The sequence below is a fragment of the Chloroflexota bacterium genome (genome assembly GCA_023475225.1).
GTDB lineage: Bacteria > Chloroflexota > UBA6077 > FW602-bin22 > JAMCVK01 > JAMCVK01.
Window position 1 is genome coordinate 18,861 of sequence record JAMCVK010000019.1, and the last position, 13,899, is coordinate 32,759.

The 13,899-nt window shown below is 55.5% G+C and carries 13 protein-coding genes and 1 pseudogene; 5 read left to right on the plus strand and 9 right to left on the minus strand.

Features of this window, described 5'->3' with window-relative positions:
• Positions 1 to 8: 8 nt before the first annotated feature.
• Both M1136_03720 and M1136_03725 read right to left on the minus strand, forming a co-directional pair.
• A complete protein-coding gene (locus tag M1136_03720) occupies positions 9 to 527 on the minus strand; it encodes a TlpA family protein disulfide reductase (GenBank protein ID MCL5074748.1) in 519 nt (172 codons plus the stop codon).
• The gene (locus tag M1136_03725) at positions 524 to 973 is read right to left on the minus strand and encodes an OsmC family protein (GenBank protein MCL5074749.1); all 450 of its coding nucleotides are present in this window, start codon (positions 971 to 973) and stop codon (positions 524 to 526) included. Before M1136_03725 ends, M1136_03720 begins: the two co-directional genes overlap by 4 nt.
• 348 nt (positions 974 to 1,321) lie before the next feature.
• Here M1136_03725 and M1136_03730 point away from each other — a divergent pair, with 348 nt between their 5' ends.
• A complete protein-coding gene (locus tag M1136_03730; protein MCL5074750.1) occupies positions 1,322 to 1,513 on the plus strand; it encodes a zinc ribbon domain-containing protein in 192 nt (63 codons plus the stop codon).
• Between the two features lie 161 nt (positions 1,514 to 1,674).
• A complete protein-coding gene (locus tag M1136_03735) occupies positions 1,675 to 1,929 on the plus strand; it encodes a metal-sensitive transcriptional regulator (protein MCL5074751.1) in 255 nt (84 codons plus the stop codon).
• A gap of 162 nt (positions 1,930 to 2,091) precedes the next feature.
• Here the strand turns inward: M1136_03735 and cobC are convergent, their stop codons facing one another.
• The 6 genes and pseudogenes from cobC to M1136_03765 all read right to left on the minus strand — a co-directional run bounded on the left by cobC (position 2,092) and on the right by M1136_03765 (position 8,301).
• Complete coding sequence (cobC, locus tag M1136_03740) at positions 2,092 to 2,691, minus strand: alpha-ribazole phosphatase (protein MCL5074752.1); 600 nt, start codon at positions 2,689 to 2,691, stop codon at positions 2,092 to 2,094.
• Positions 2,633 to 3,643 carry a glucosyl-3-phosphoglycerate synthase gene (locus M1136_03745; GenBank protein MCL5074753.1) on the minus strand — a complete coding sequence of 337 codons (1,011 nt, stop codon included), beginning with the start codon at positions 3,641 to 3,643 and terminating at the stop codon, positions 2,633 to 2,635. The genes cobC and M1136_03745 overlap by 59 nt, the downstream gene beginning before the upstream one ends.
• Positions 3,644 to 3,790: 147 nt before the next feature.
• Positions 3,791 to 4,492, minus strand: a pseudogene (locus M1136_03750) (universal stress protein).
• Between the two features lie 34 nt (positions 4,493 to 4,526).
• Positions 4,527 to 5,792: a glycosyltransferase family 4 protein gene (locus M1136_03755; protein ID MCL5074754.1), complete on the minus strand. Its 1,266-nt coding sequence runs from the start codon at positions 5,790 to 5,792 to the stop codon at positions 4,527 to 4,529.
• A gap of 605 nt (positions 5,793 to 6,397) precedes the next feature.
• Entirely contained in the window at positions 6,398 to 6,631 is a 234-nt protein-coding gene (locus M1136_03760) for an Lrp/AsnC ligand binding domain-containing protein (GenBank protein ID MCL5074755.1), read from the minus strand.
• 65 nt (positions 6,632 to 6,696) lie between these two features.
• The gene (locus M1136_03765; protein ID MCL5074756.1) at positions 6,697 to 8,301 is read right to left on the minus strand and encodes a glutamate synthase-related protein; all 1,605 of its coding nucleotides are present in this window, start codon (positions 8,299 to 8,301) and stop codon (positions 6,697 to 6,699) included.
• A 356-nt stretch (positions 8,302 to 8,657) separates the two neighbouring features.
• Here M1136_03765 and M1136_03770 point away from each other — a divergent pair, with 356 nt between their 5' ends.
• The 3 genes from M1136_03770 (at position 8,658) to tsaD (ending at position 12,607) form a co-directional block, all read left to right on the plus strand.
• Positions 8,658 to 9,317 carry a protein-L-isoaspartate(D-aspartate) O-methyltransferase gene (locus M1136_03770; protein ID MCL5074757.1) on the plus strand — a complete coding sequence of 220 codons (660 nt, stop codon included), beginning with the start codon at positions 8,658 to 8,660 and terminating at the stop codon, positions 9,315 to 9,317.
• Positions 9,318 to 9,440: 123 nt separating this feature from the next.
• Complete coding sequence (locus M1136_03775) at positions 9,441 to 11,558, plus strand: hypothetical protein (protein ID MCL5074758.1); 2,118 nt, start codon at positions 9,441 to 9,443, stop codon at positions 11,556 to 11,558.
• Positions 11,555 to 12,607, plus strand: a complete 1,053-nt coding sequence (gene tsaD / locus M1136_03780) for a tRNA (adenosine(37)-N6)-threonylcarbamoyltransferase complex transferase subunit TsaD (GenBank protein ID MCL5074759.1) — start codon at positions 11,555 to 11,557, stop codon at positions 12,605 to 12,607. The genes M1136_03775 and tsaD overlap by 4 nt, the downstream gene beginning before the upstream one ends.
• A gap of 2 nt (positions 12,608 to 12,609) precedes the next feature.
• On the opposite strand, the gene M1136_03785 is transcribed toward tsaD, so the two are convergent.
• Positions 12,610 to 13,713, minus strand: coding sequence for a glycosyltransferase family 4 protein (locus M1136_03785; protein MCL5074760.1), 1,104 nt, complete (start codon positions 13,711 to 13,713; stop codon positions 12,610 to 12,612).
• Positions 13,714 to 13,899 lie beyond the last annotated feature (186 nt).

The following is a 13,899-nucleotide window of genomic DNA, read 5'->3' on the forward strand; positions in this document are numbered from 1 at the left end:
CAAGATCTTTAAGATTTAGCTCCTTCCCCAAGCAGCTTGGAGAAGCGCCCCACCATCTCGCTCTGGCTCATAGCGCCTGTCTTTACCCCTCGAATGACCCCGTCTCTATCAATGAAGAACGAAGTGGGGATGGCCTCAACGCGATACACATCGCCCACTTTCCCCGTTGTGTCCAGAAGCACGGGAAAGGTGAGGTGACGCTCAGCAACAAAGCTGGCCACCTTAGAGCGATCCTCACGTAGGTTCACAGCTAGAACGACCACACCTTTATCCCTGTACTCGCTGAAGAACGCCTCCAGGTCCGGCGTTTCAGCCCGACAGGGTGGACACCAGGTCGCCCATACATTCAGGAGGACGAGCTGGCCCTTGAAATCGCTCAAGCGCACCAATTTACCATCGAGGCTAGATAGAGCAAAATCAGGTGCGGCCTGGCCGACTAGCGGTCCCCTATCGACCTGACAGGAGATGACGAGAAGCACGATGCCAATAAGCACTGTTAGGAGGAGATAGTTATACTTCATGGTCATTCCTCATCTGATTGTTCAGATGGTTCCTCGATGATACGGTATCTGGTGGTGATATGGGCAGACTTGCCTAACGTGGCCATGCTGGAGCAGTATTTGGTGTTAGAGAGCTCGATGGCCTTCTTTACAGCCTCCTCCGCTACCCTTTTGCCGCGGATCACGTGCTCGACAGTGATGTCGGTATAGCGATGAGGATGCTCTGTGGCCTGTTCACCTTTAACTATAAGCTCATAGCCGCTGATCTCCTGTCGCATCCTGTGCAGAATAGAGATCACATCCATCCCTGTGCAGCCACCGAGAGATACTAGCAGCAACTCCATTGGTCGGAAGCCAGCGTTTTGGCCGCCCACCGCGGGGGCGGCATCCATCAAAAGGGAATGGCCCGAATGCGTGGCTATCCCCTCAAATTTCATACCCTCAATGAGCTTGACTCTGGCCTCATGTGTCATTTTGGTCTCCATCCTTTCTGAAATTGGGGCTGTTCTGTGCCCAAAAATCCTTGACATACGGATACCCCGTATGGTATTATAAACATTGTTCACCTTGGGTGTCAATATAAATCAAAAGTAAGCCCTTTGGCAATTGTTTCAGGGTGCCAGTGGTGCTTGAGCATGCGGTTAATGGCGAGAGGTGGAGCCTGTGGAACTGAGATTGACGGTTGGTTTGCTTGCAGGGGGAGCGTCTGAACGCTGACCTGCAATCCCTATGTCGGTGCTCTCTACGGGGCAGCCATAGGGTTGCTTATGGCCCTGGGTCAGGGTCATTGAACAGCGAAATTAATGAAGGAGGATAAGGGCATGCCTCTTTATGAATACAAATGTATGAATTGTGGGCAAAGGTTTGAGAGGGTTATCCGAAGCAACGAACCGGTCAAGATTGAATGTCCCGACTGTGGGAGCGAACGCGTACAACGGTTGGTCTCTGTTTTTGGCCGTTTCGGTTTCTCCACGCCCTATTCGGGCAATTGTAGCCCACCAACTGGTGGCTGAGGGATTTAGAGGGAAGACAGGTCGTCTTCCGCACTAGCCATCGAATCCACCTCCCCCGCAGGCAGGTCAAGGAGGGTGCCCCTCCTTGGAGGGTCCTAGGGCTCCGCCCTCGCCCCTACTTTCGCATTGCGGGAGAGGGGGATGAAGGGGGTGAGGACACTTTGCCATCAACCACAGAAATCAAAGAGAGATTGAAGAAGATTGAGGGACAGGTTAAGGGCTTGCAGAGGATGATCGATGAGAGGCGGCCGTGTGAGGAGATTCTAACGCAGTGCCTAGCAGCCTGTGCGGCACTGGACCAGGTGGCTGCTCAGGTCGTTTTGAATCACATCGAAGACTGCTTGGCTAATCGCCCTCTTGAGGAGGCCAAATCCTCTATAGGGCGTGCCCTTCAACTGCTCCGTCGGTTCCCTTAACCTGTCAGCCGAATCTGCCTTTAGGGTGCGCCGTGGCGCTCCAACAGGCATTTTGTCGCTATCTTCACCCCTAATACGCCGCACAAGGCCTAGATCCTCGACTTGTGTCTCGAGAACTGGTGCAGGTACGAAGCTTAACTAGAATAGCTCCTTTGCCTGCATCTAGGGAATCGAGGGCCTGTCCCAGTCGACCGCTATCTCCTCCCAGAAGGCGTTGGTGGTGGGCAGGCGTAGGGCCGGAGCGAGGGGTAGGCGTAAATAATGACACTTGATGACCGTGTTGGTCACTTTATGGGCAACGATGCAGATCAACTGTTGGTGATGCTTAGTGATGATCTCCTCTATAGCGGCGAGCACTCTTGCCTGTAGCTCAACCACGCTCTCTCCTCCGGGCAGATGGGTGTTAACCGGATCGCTGATCCAGCGTTGATAGAGGGCCGGGTAGCGGTCGATGATCTCCTCAAAGCGGAGTCCTTCCCATTCCCCTTGATTGATCTCATTCAGTCGTTCATCCTGGATCACTTCCAGGCCATGGGGGGCGGCGATGATCCTTGCTGTCTCATAGGCTCGTGCCAGGGCGCTGGAATAAACAGCGGCTATGGGCTGCTCCTGGAGCTGTTTGGCCACGCTGATGGACTGCTCTCGCCCCATTTCGTTCAAGGGTATGTCAGTCCGACCTTGATAACGGCCGGCCACATTCCAATCAGTCTGGCCGTGACGTACGAGTAGCAGCCGCGCCGCGTAATGCTTTGCGTCGCTCACGATATTCGCGCAGGGTGATGATGGGTGGCCGCTCGTAATCAGCAATTTCCTTCACTTCCAGGAAATAATCAGCTTCAGTCAGGGAACGAATCAGCTTCATGCTCTTATGGATATCCTCTAAGAGGCGCAGGCGATGTTTATCCTCCAGACGCTTGACAAGGATCTGAATGATGGCGAAAGACATCTGGCTCAACGCCGCCAGGGACTGGTTGCGATGAATCCGCTCCTGAAGATCGGATTGGGCGATGGCCTGCAGCCCGAACTTACTGAAGATATCGAGCAACAATCCGGTTTCCACACCATAGCCGGTAAAGAAGGGGACTCTCTCCAGAACAGTACGTCGTCCGGCATATTCCCCGGAAAGGGGCTGGATGATGCCCGAGAGCTCAGGGAAGAACAGGTTGAATAAGGGCCGGGCGGTAAGCTCAGTGACCCGCCCGCCACCCGTGGCCCAGACCTTTCGCCCATACTTAAGGGGACGGCGGTAAAATCCCTTCACAAAGCTGATCTTAGGCTCCTTCAGCAAAGGGCCAATGATGCCATAGACGAATCCAGGGTGGATGTTCTCAATATCCGTATCTATCCAGGCGATGATGTCCCCCTTCAATATGTAGAGGCTCTTCCAGAGGGCTTCGCCCTTCCCCCGATAGGAGCCATATTCGGACAGTATATCCTGGTGTAGGTAGACAGGAAGGCCAAGACGGGTGGCGATGCGCACAGTAGCGTCAGTGGAGCCTGAATCGATGACGACGATCTCATCAAGGAGGGGATACCTCTCCATGAACTCGCTTTTCATCGTGTGGATGATGTTCCCGATCGTTTTCTCCTCGTTAAGCGCTGGCAGGCCCAGACTAATGGTCAGTCCCTGCTTCTGTTTGAGCTCAATTAGGCGGGAGATGTCGCTGAATTCTCGGCTGTGGAAGGTATTTTCGGCAAACCACTTATCAACCATCGTGGATAGACGTTGTCCGGCCGATTGCGCTGCTTCGGTCTGCTCGACCCGCCGGCGATAGATGGCTAAATCCAGCGGCCGACGCGTCTTGACGATCAGGATAGGCTTATCTGTGCGGCGGGCGACTGTTTCGGCGATCGGGCCCAGAGCGGAGGGGGTATGGCCAAAGCGGGCGGTAGCCCCCATGATGATGATGTCATGGTAGCGTGCTTCCTCCAGAATATCATCCTCGATGGAGCCAGTGGTGGATGGCCTGGCCCGCATCTCGACGGGTAGGTCTCTCAACAGCTCACGGAAGGCCAGGAAGGGCTGGTCACCGAATGTTTGTCCTATGGCTTCCCCGGCCGGCCCACCGACCGTATGCGTTATGGTGATCCTAGCGGAAAACTTGGATGCCAGAGCGATGGCCAGGCGAAGGGACAGCTCGGCGTAGGGGCCGCCTCTCACCGGGAGGAGTATTTTGCGACACGATGCCAGCCCCTTGCCCTTAACTACGACGACGTCGCAGGGAGGGTTTCGCATGATCTCATCTATGGTAGTTCCGTAGATCTTTTCTGGCGTGGTCGTGAATCCTCGCCAGCCTAGCAGTAGCAATTGGCAACCCTCTTCGATGGCCGTGTCAACGATGCCCTGCCAGATCTGATGAGAGACACGAACCATCAGGCGGAGGTCAACTTGATCCTCCAGCATCTCTATTATTTTATCGAGTGAAGCCCTGTATTCACGGGCCAGAGCAGCGCCTTCGCTGAGCGATTTCTCCTCCGGTACTTCTACTATCCCCAGCGCCAGTATGCGGCCCTGCCGTCCTTGAAGCATAGCCGTAGCCACGGCCAGGAGCTCCGGGGCCATCTGGAGGTCAGCGATGGTCACTAATATGCGGTAATCATCGCTCTTCTGTAGCACAATATCCTTCCCGAACCAAAGGTTCGATCCTCTCGCGGAAGATCACTGACCAATTATAGCCTTGTCTCACCCGCTTGGACAAGCGTTGGGATTGATCATCTTTGACGAAAGTGATGAGGCGCTCGGCGATGGCTTTGGGGTCATCATTCAGGGCGAAGTAATAGACATCGTTCTGTCCGACTTCTTTGAAAGGGGCGATATCCGAGCAGAAAACGGGTAGGCGAACCAGGCCCGCCTCCAGGATAGGGATGCCGAAGCCCTCCTGGGCACTGGGGAAAAAGAGGAGATCGGCGAGGGCGAAGAGATCGCTCATCACTCGATCGCTCACGGCCAAAGGCCGACCTCTGGCATCCTTCTCTTCGCAGAGAAAGACTACCTCCGCAGTCAGCCCCAGATCGTGCCGTAGGGAACGCAGGGACTCCAGGTAATCGGTCGAGCGCACGTTATGCGGTCCAGGCGGCCCGGTGATGAGCATCTTGGCCCGGTATCCCAGGGACTTGATGGCGGCCATCACCTTGATAGCCAGCTCGATATTCTTGCGTTTGGTGATACGGGCGGGCAAAAGGAGTACCAGGTCCTGGGAAAGGAGATGGTGATTCTCCACGATCCGTTTGGTGGTTGCTCCTAACTTGAGAAACCTGGCCGGGTGAACACCATTGGGCACGAAGTGCAGACGTTTGGATTCGACGCCGAATAGTGCGGCCAATTGCTCCAGCCGCTGTTTGGAGACCACTGCGTAGGTAACGCCTTTCCAGGGACGTTTGAGGAGGGTCCAGGGGAAGGCCTCCCGCATCAGGGGGATATAGAGTGGATTCATCCAGGAGAGGTCATGGCACCAGCCGATGAGGCGTGGTTTGCCTTGTTCCTCATTGATGGCATGTAAGGCCGCGGTCAGGGGCAGGTTGAAGTGTAGAGAGAGCGCATTGTGCACGATGCAAACATCCAAGTCGGCCAGCTCGCCTTTTAGGATGGAGTGTATTTGCCCTTGTAACTGCTCAAAACGGGCGCTGACAATTCCTTCTTGAAGCTCCTCGTTGATTTGGAGCAGCGTGGGATACTTAGAATCGAGTTCTGGGATTAGATTCAGGGGTATTTGGGGATGAAATGGCCTGCCCCGTCCGGCGTAGACCCTGACCTGATAGCTGTGAGCGGCGAACAATTCAGCTGTAGCCTGTATGACCGCTTCTACCCCACCAACGATTGGTGGACTTGTGTAGTGGAGGATACCGATGGTTGGTTTATACATCTTGGGTATACCCTCACCCCCTGTATCCCCCTCTCCCGTCCTCCTTAGGAGGACGGGAGAGGGGGACTAGAAACTAGGGCGGAGCCCTAGAACCCTCCAAGGAGGGAGTGCCCTCCTTGACCTCCCCTCGCTTGCGAGAGAAGGGGGGTGTTAGGCTAGGGCGGAGCCCTAGAACCCCTCTTGACCTACCCCTTACTCCTCATGCGAAGAGACGCCCTCACCCCCTGCCCCCTCTCCCGTCCTTCCGTGGAAGGACGGGAGAGGGGGGAATAAAGATTTGGGGATACCCCAAGCCCCAGCAGAGGGGCCTTGTCCCTCTGCACACCCCATCCTATGGGAGAGGGAAAGGAGTCCAGAGCGAAGCCCTAGTTGCGGGATCAAATGACCCTCTCGGTATTGTGGTGTAGTGGTGTAGGGGCAGCCCCATGTGGCTGTCCAGAACGGCCTACCCAATGGCACCCCTACGCTACATCATTCCCAAAGACCTCAATTGTGAGTGCCCTAGAACCCTCCCAGGAGGGCGCGCCCTCCTTGTGACCCTCCCCACGGAAGAGAAATTCACGGCTAAGGATGTCCCCTGCTCACCCTGACCCGGCGACGCCGTACTAATCGATCACCAAACAGGTGAGGGTCTCGTGCACACCAGGAATCGTCTGGAGTTTCGTCACTACCGTCTCTCCGATGGTGACCAGGTCTGGTGCCTCAATCATTGTGATGACATCGTAAGGGCCGGTTAGGGCGTGGGTATGCTGGGTGTACTTGATCTGGGAGATCGCCTGGGCCACTTCCCTGGGCTTGCCAGGGGCAACTTTTATGAGAACATAAGCGGCAACAGCCATAATATCATCCTCCTTAATTATTTGTAGGGTCGGGCCAGCCGCGCCCGACCCTACATTCAGCCGCATTAGAAATCGAGAATTGTCTCCATCGCGTCTCTATCGGCCTCCTGGACGGTGGGGATGCCGGTAACTTGGCTGGCCCATTCGGTTAGGGCGACGATGTCGCTGCGATCGAGCAGGTCGAGGCGCCACTTCCTGGCACCGGCCAGCAGTTGTTTTAGTCCGATCCCAATCCTCTCTATAAAGTAAGTATATAGCCCTACAGCTGACCAGGGTATTGTTTTGCCGAGACCATCGCCGCTAATGCTTCTTAAGTCGCTGGCGGAGATGAAGAATTGCTCAGGGCTGGAGCCGTAGAGGTCGGCGAAGCTGCGCGGCAGTTTGCCCTGGGCAGCCAATTCGGTAAAATATTCTGACTTCATAACGGCCAGTAAGGGTGCCCTGGACATACCGATCGCCTTCACATAGGGGCCGTGTCCATCACCGAGGTTACTCATGGCGATGGCCTTAAATATTTGCGCTTCGTTCACGAAGCCACCGGCGATCGCGATATCCGGTATGAACCTGCCCTTCTTCTTGAGTAGGCGGATACAGTCCAGCACCTGGGCAAGGAGGTAAACGGTGGGGGTGCTGCATTCATTCATCATCGGCACAGGGCTCATCCCGGTTCCCCCGCCGGCGCCATCGAAGGTGACCAGGTCTATCTTAGCCAGAGAGGCGCATTTCAGTGTGAAGGCCACCGCAGCAGCGTTGTAGGCCCCGGTCTTCAAGAAGACCTTTTTAGCCCCTTGGGCCCGCAGCCAGGCGATGTCTTCCACGAAACTCCTCTCCTCGGGCATCCCTACCCGGCTGTGTCGCTCAAAGGTACGGAAGGCCCCTTTGCGGAAAGCTTCCTGCACTGTCTCATCTTCCGGGTCCGGCAGCACGATGTAGCCTCGGCCTTTCAGCATTAGGGCCCTTTCCAGGGAATTGACCCTCACCTCACCACCAATGGCTTTAGCGCCTTGTCCCCACTTCCTCTCAATGATGTTTACTCCCAGTTCCTTAAGGGCGTAGAGGTCAACCCCAAACCTCGTATCCTCGACGTTGGTCTGTACGGCGATGTCACCATGGCGGCCATCCCAGTACTGGCGGAACTTGTTAACCCTATAGGACAGGTCCTTGGAATAGGTGACCTTCCCATCGCTGTTGAAGCGAGCCTCAGGGTCCATCCCACAAACGTTCTCACCGATTGCCTGGATCACCCCTGATAGGGCGGCGCCCATGGCCAGGCCATCCCAATTTCTCTTGGCCACATCGGTTGAACCCAGGGCACAGATGATCAGCGGTACCTTCAACGGTACTCCCCCGGCTACGCTGGACACATCGACGTTGGGGAAGATGGCCTTATCCGGATTCGCCTCGATCCCTTCGGCCCCTCTGACCTCGACCTGAATCTGAAAGTGTGACCAGTCCAGGAAGTATTCCTTGTTGGAGGCCTGAGTGCTTTGTCCGAATTCCTCCGGACTGGGATAGAGCACCTCTCTGCCCCTGAAGGCCGACTTGCCCACTTCACACATATGGGCGCACTGTTTGATACAGATGGGACACATGCCACTGACGGGGGAGACATCCTTTAAGCGTGTTGTGGTCCCCGTCGTTGATCTGGCGTTCTCCAGAACTCCTGACATTTTTCCTCCTTTTCTCCTTAGAGCAAAAAATAAAAGATGACCTATCTAGTTTATTTTGGATAGGTCATCTTTGATTGACTACAGGCGCATAGATGAGCGATCATCTTCTGCCTCTCCTGGGGCACTGGCCAATAGAACAGCGCTGTCTCTAATTTGCTTAGCCCCATTGTAATTAGGGGTAGGGCCATTGTCAAGCCACGATTTTGGCATTACATACGATAGCCAAGCCAGATCGATACGGCCCTGGGGGAGTGAGCAAGGCTTACTTGTGATAAGTCTGTTATCGTGCTACTATGAGACTGGAATGATGCTCTAGGTCTTATGATGATGAGCTACTAAAGGGCACCGTTAGGGGAATGGAAGCCTCGCGCGCTAGCTTGATCCAACACCTCCAGCGAGAGGGGATCAGTGATGAGGCTGTACTAGCAGCTATGGGCAAGGTGCCTCGTGAGCTATTCGTGCCCCCTTCAACCCAATATCTCGCTTATGCCGACATGCCCTTGCCCATTGGGCAAGGGCAAACCATCTCCCAGCCGTATATTATCGCCTTAATGACCCAGGCCCTGGCCCTCACTGGTAAGGAAAAGGTCTTGGAGATAGGTTGCGGTTCTGGCTATCATGCGGCTATTCTCGCTGAGTTAGCCGCCTGGGTCGTATCCCTTGAGCGCTTGGAATCGCTGGCTAGCCAGGCCAAACGACTGCTAGACAGATTAGGATATAGGAACATTGAGATCCACGTGGCTGATGGTACCCTTGGTTGGGAAAGGGAGGCTCCCTATGAAGCTATCATCGTCACCGCCGCTGCCCCTGCTGTTCCTCCACCTCTACTCGACCAGCTAGCTGACGGTGGGACACTGGTCATCCCCGTGGGCTCACTCTATAGCCAATCACTGTATGCGATCAGCAAAAGAGACCGGAAGATCCAGCGCAGGGACCTGGGATCCTGCCGCTTCGTGCCTCTGGTGGGCCAATTTGGCTGGTCGGAAGAGGAAGTGGCTGAGTGGGAAGGCTACTAAGAGGCTACGCCCCCCTTGGAACCCCCGTTGCTCGATAGTCTACATCCTCTAGTTTACTTTTGCTGTGCTCCTATGCTATACTCACAGCCAACAAGGAAGTGAGTCAAACAACAGGAGAGCGAGATGGGTGGTAAGCTGAGGGCTATTGTCAGCCAGATCTGCCTCGTTGATGGCCTCCGCCAAGACTATGATCAATGCCCCAGCGTGATGCAGCCAACTTCCCCCCAGCGGATCAAGGCAAACAAGGGTCGCCTCTACCTGATCTTGGAAGCCGATGGAGGTGATTCTTTCTCCTATAGGATGGTCCGCGAGACGATCGCTGCTGAGTATTTTGCTGATCCATCGCTCTCCGTCACCTCCGGTCTGATGCGCGCTATTCATACGGCAAACCGTAGGCTCTACGAGGAGAACACCAGCTCCTTACCTCAGCGACGCGCTCTCTTCGGCATCAGCTGCGCGGTGCTGCGTGATAACGATCTCTACCTGGCCCAGGTCGGTCCTTCTTTGGCTTATATCCTACACGGGGGTCAGCTGCAGCGCATTGGAAAACCGAGCAGTGAGCGGGGAAAGACAACCATTCCCAGCGATGTCCTGGGGGTGAGCCACACTGTAGAGATCAGTTTTGCCCATAGTCCCCTCGCTCCAGGAGATGTCATCGTCCTTTGCTCTAGTAGTTTCGCTTCAATGGTGACCGAGTCCCAGATGGAGGATGCCCTCTATCGTCAAAGTGCCAGTAGCGTGACGGAGAACCTTTACTATCTCTATCAAGTGAGTGAGAATCCACAGGACTTTGCCGCGGTCGCTCTCGAGATGGTAGGAAGGGCTGCTACGGAGCCAGCACCCATTCGTAATGCCCTGAGGGAGATGGCTCTCGCTACGTCAGCCAAAGCCCCAGCTGCTACCCCAGCTGTTGAACAAGATTATGAGGAGCTGGAAGAAGCGTGGGGTTGGAGCGAGGAGTCTGAGGTTGGCACGCTTCTTCCAGAGCGCTTGCTGAGCTTCCTCAAAAGGGTCACCTCTAAGATGGAGAGGGCTGAGACGGCCACCGAGCGCCCCGCTCACAGGACTGGACGTCCATTTAGTCTATGGTTGTTAGCTATCGTGACCTTGATCGCAGCCCTGTTGATGCTTGTGTTAGCGATGCGCTTCTGGCAGGGTCAGGAGCTGGCTGCCAATGCTCGTCAACTGTTGCAGAAAGCTGAGTCATACGAAAAGGAGGCTTTGGGAGCTGGTGATGCTACTGCGAAGCGCAGACTGTTGGCTGAAGCAGATAGATTGGCCAGCCGGGCAGTGGTGGCTCTGGACAATGACAAATATGCCCTGGACAGCAGGGCACGTATCCGCGAAGAGTTGGATAAGCTCGATAATGTAGTCAGGCTGCGGAAGGCCACTAAACTGGTTGACCTCAGCAATGAGGCCTGGAATAGCGATCCTTCTCAGCTTATCCTAGATGGGAACAACCTTTACATACTGGATAAGAAGGCCAATCGTGTCTATAAGTACTTGCTCGATGATTCCGCTGAGGCGATCCTACCTAATCCCAACCCAATCTTAGTGCGGAAGGGAGATAGGTTGGGGGATGAAACGGTGGGCGATTTGCTATCCCTCACCTTCATGCCCAGCGGCGGTGCCCGCTTAACCAGTGCTCTGCTCATCCTCGACAGCAGCGGTCGCCTATTCGCCTATGACCCCTACAAGGGGATCACTCCTTTGAGGATTAAGGCCGATGGCTCTTGGGATCAGGTGAAGTCCACGGCCGGTTACGCCGGCAATCTGTATCTGCTTACCTCAAAAGGCGAGCAACTATTCTGGTACCCTTCGACACCTGGCGGCTACGATCGGGCCATCTATCCATATGTCAATCCGGAGGCGAGGATTGACTTGAGCACGGCCATCGCCCTGGCTGTGGATGGAGACGTATACATCCTGCATTCGACCGGCAAGATAGACAAATTCTCCATCGGTCGCCCCCAACCCTTCGCCGGTGTGCCACCAGATGTTCCTCTACACAAGGCGACAGCTCTCTTCACCACTCCAGGCAGCAAATCGCTCTATGTGCTTGATGGTGGAAATAAACGGCTGGTCGAGTTCGACAAGGACGGACGCTACACGCGGCAGTTTCGTTATGAGGGGAAGGAGGACCTCTTCGCCGATCTGCGGAGCATATCCGTGGACGAGACAAGGGGTAGATTGTATGTCCTCAGTGGGAGGGGGGTCTACCTCTTGACTCTTGGAAAATGAACGTATTGGGCATCGAAACTTCCTGTGATGAGACAGCCGCTGCGGTAGTGGCTGATGGACATTGTATCCTGGCCAATGTCGTCGCCTCCCAGGTGAAGATGCATGCCGCTTTTGGCGGCGTCGTGCCCGAGGTAGCCTCCCGCCAACATCTTCTCTGGTGCATTCCGGTCCTGAAAAGAGCCCTGGCCGAGGCCCAGGTGCATTTGTCCGACTTAAGCGCCGTGGCCGTTACACAGGGCCCGGGCCTGGCCGGGTCTTTGTTGGTTGGCGTCAATCTGGCGAAGGCTTTGGCCTTCGCCTATCACCTCCCCCTGATAGGCGTGAACCACCTGGAAGGACATCTTTACGCTAACTGGCTAACCGAGAGCGAGCCATCCTTCCCTCTACTCTGCCTGATCGTCTCCGGGGGGCATTCAGACCTGATCCTGATGACCGACCACGGAAAATATCAGCGGCTGGGTCGCACTCTGGACGATGCTGCCGGGGAGGCTTTCGATAAAGTGGCCCGTATTTTGGGGTTAGGTTACCCCGGCGGGCCAGCCATCCAGGCTGCAGCCAAAAGTGGAGATGCGACGGCCTATCGTTTCCCCCGAGCTTGGCTCGGCCAGAGTTATAATTTCAGTTTTAGTGGGCTGAAGACGGCTGTCCTTCGCCTGATGGAAGCCCGCGCTGTTGAGCAGCAGGGCTCAGGTGGGGGGATCAGCCCTCAAACAGGGCGGGTTGGGGGTAAGCGATCGCTAGCCGAGCTATCGATCGCTGATCTGGCGGCGAGCTTTCAGGAGGCGATAGTCGACGTCCTGGTGGAGAAGACAAGACGCGCCGCTGTGGAGCATCGGGTCAGACAGGTCGCCCTGGGTGGTGGTGTGGCCAGCAACGTGCGCCTACGCCAGCGGATGAGAGAGCGGATTGAGGTAGCGGTGATCTATCCCCCACCCCTCCTGTGCACGGACAATGCGGCTATGATCGCTAGCTGTGGCTACTTCCGCTGGCGGATGGGCCGAGTGGATGGCCTGGACCTGGATGTGATCCCTAACCTCAGATTCACTTAGCCTTAACCTGCTCCCTCCAGGACCTGGAGCGTTTCCTCCGCACACCTCTGCCAGGAGAAAAATTTGGCCCGTTCCAGGCCATGTTGCTTGAGCTCAGCACGTAAGGCAGCATCGTTCACCACTCGGGCCATAGCCTCGGCCAGAGCAAGGGGGTCGTGGGGATCAATGAGGATGCCAGCCTCGCCAATTACTTCCGGCAATGAGGAGGCATTTGAGGCAACGACGGGTGTGCCGCAAGCCATCGCCTCCACGGCTGGGAGACCGAACCCCTCATAGAGAGAAGGGAGCACAAAGAGGGTAGCGGCGCTGAACAGGCTGGGGAGGTCGTCATCCGCCACATAGCCGGTAAAACAGACCCTTGCCTCTAAATCTAGATCTTTGACCTTCTGCCAGACGGTTTCCGCTGACCAGCCTGGCTTGCCGGCGATGACCAGCGTGTGCTCCAGTCTCATCTCTCGCTTCAAGATAGCGAAGGCTTCCAGTAAGCCGGCAACATTTTTGCGGGGCTGTAGGGTACCCACATAAAGCAGGTAATCACCTCGTATTCCATAGCGGGACTTGATGTTCTCCAGGAGGGTGACGTCCGTCACCGGGCGAAAGGCCTCAGCGGGGGCTAGATAGACGACGCTGATCTTCTGTGGCTCAATGCGATACCATTTGATGAGATCTTCCTTAGTCACCTCCGAATCGACGATGACGCTCGTGGCCACTCTAGCACTGTAGTAGGTAGACAGGTGGAGATAACACCAGTTCAAAAAGGGATGCGCTTCCCTGTAATACAGGTAACCCAGATCGTGCAGGGTAACGACCGTCCGTTTTGGATGGTAGAGGGGGATGACATGGGCTGGCACGAAGAGAAGGTCAGGGGAGTGAGCGATCATCTCCCAAGATAGCCGTAGGTGTGTCCAGAGCCGAGGAAAGGGTATAACCCGTATTTGCAGGTTCTGGCGCGGGGGAAACAAGCCTGAAGCAGGGGGGCGGTCGAAGTATAGTGTATAGCGATGGCGGCCAAGGCGCAGCAGCTCCTGGATGAGACGCAAGGAGTAGGTCTCCGTTCCCGTCCGTTGCCTGCGCCTGGCGCGACTGGCATCGATCCCGATGTGCATAAGGAGCCGCTCTCCAGAGAGATTTGAAGCTATCGACTCCCCTTAATATAACATTGAAGCAGAACATAAGCAATACTGAGACTAATTAAAAGAAAAAGAGAGAAAAAGATAGCAAATTACATTTAAATGCCCTTAAACGTCCTACAACTGTTCTAAACATATTTGCCCCTGGGTTAACCCTCTATT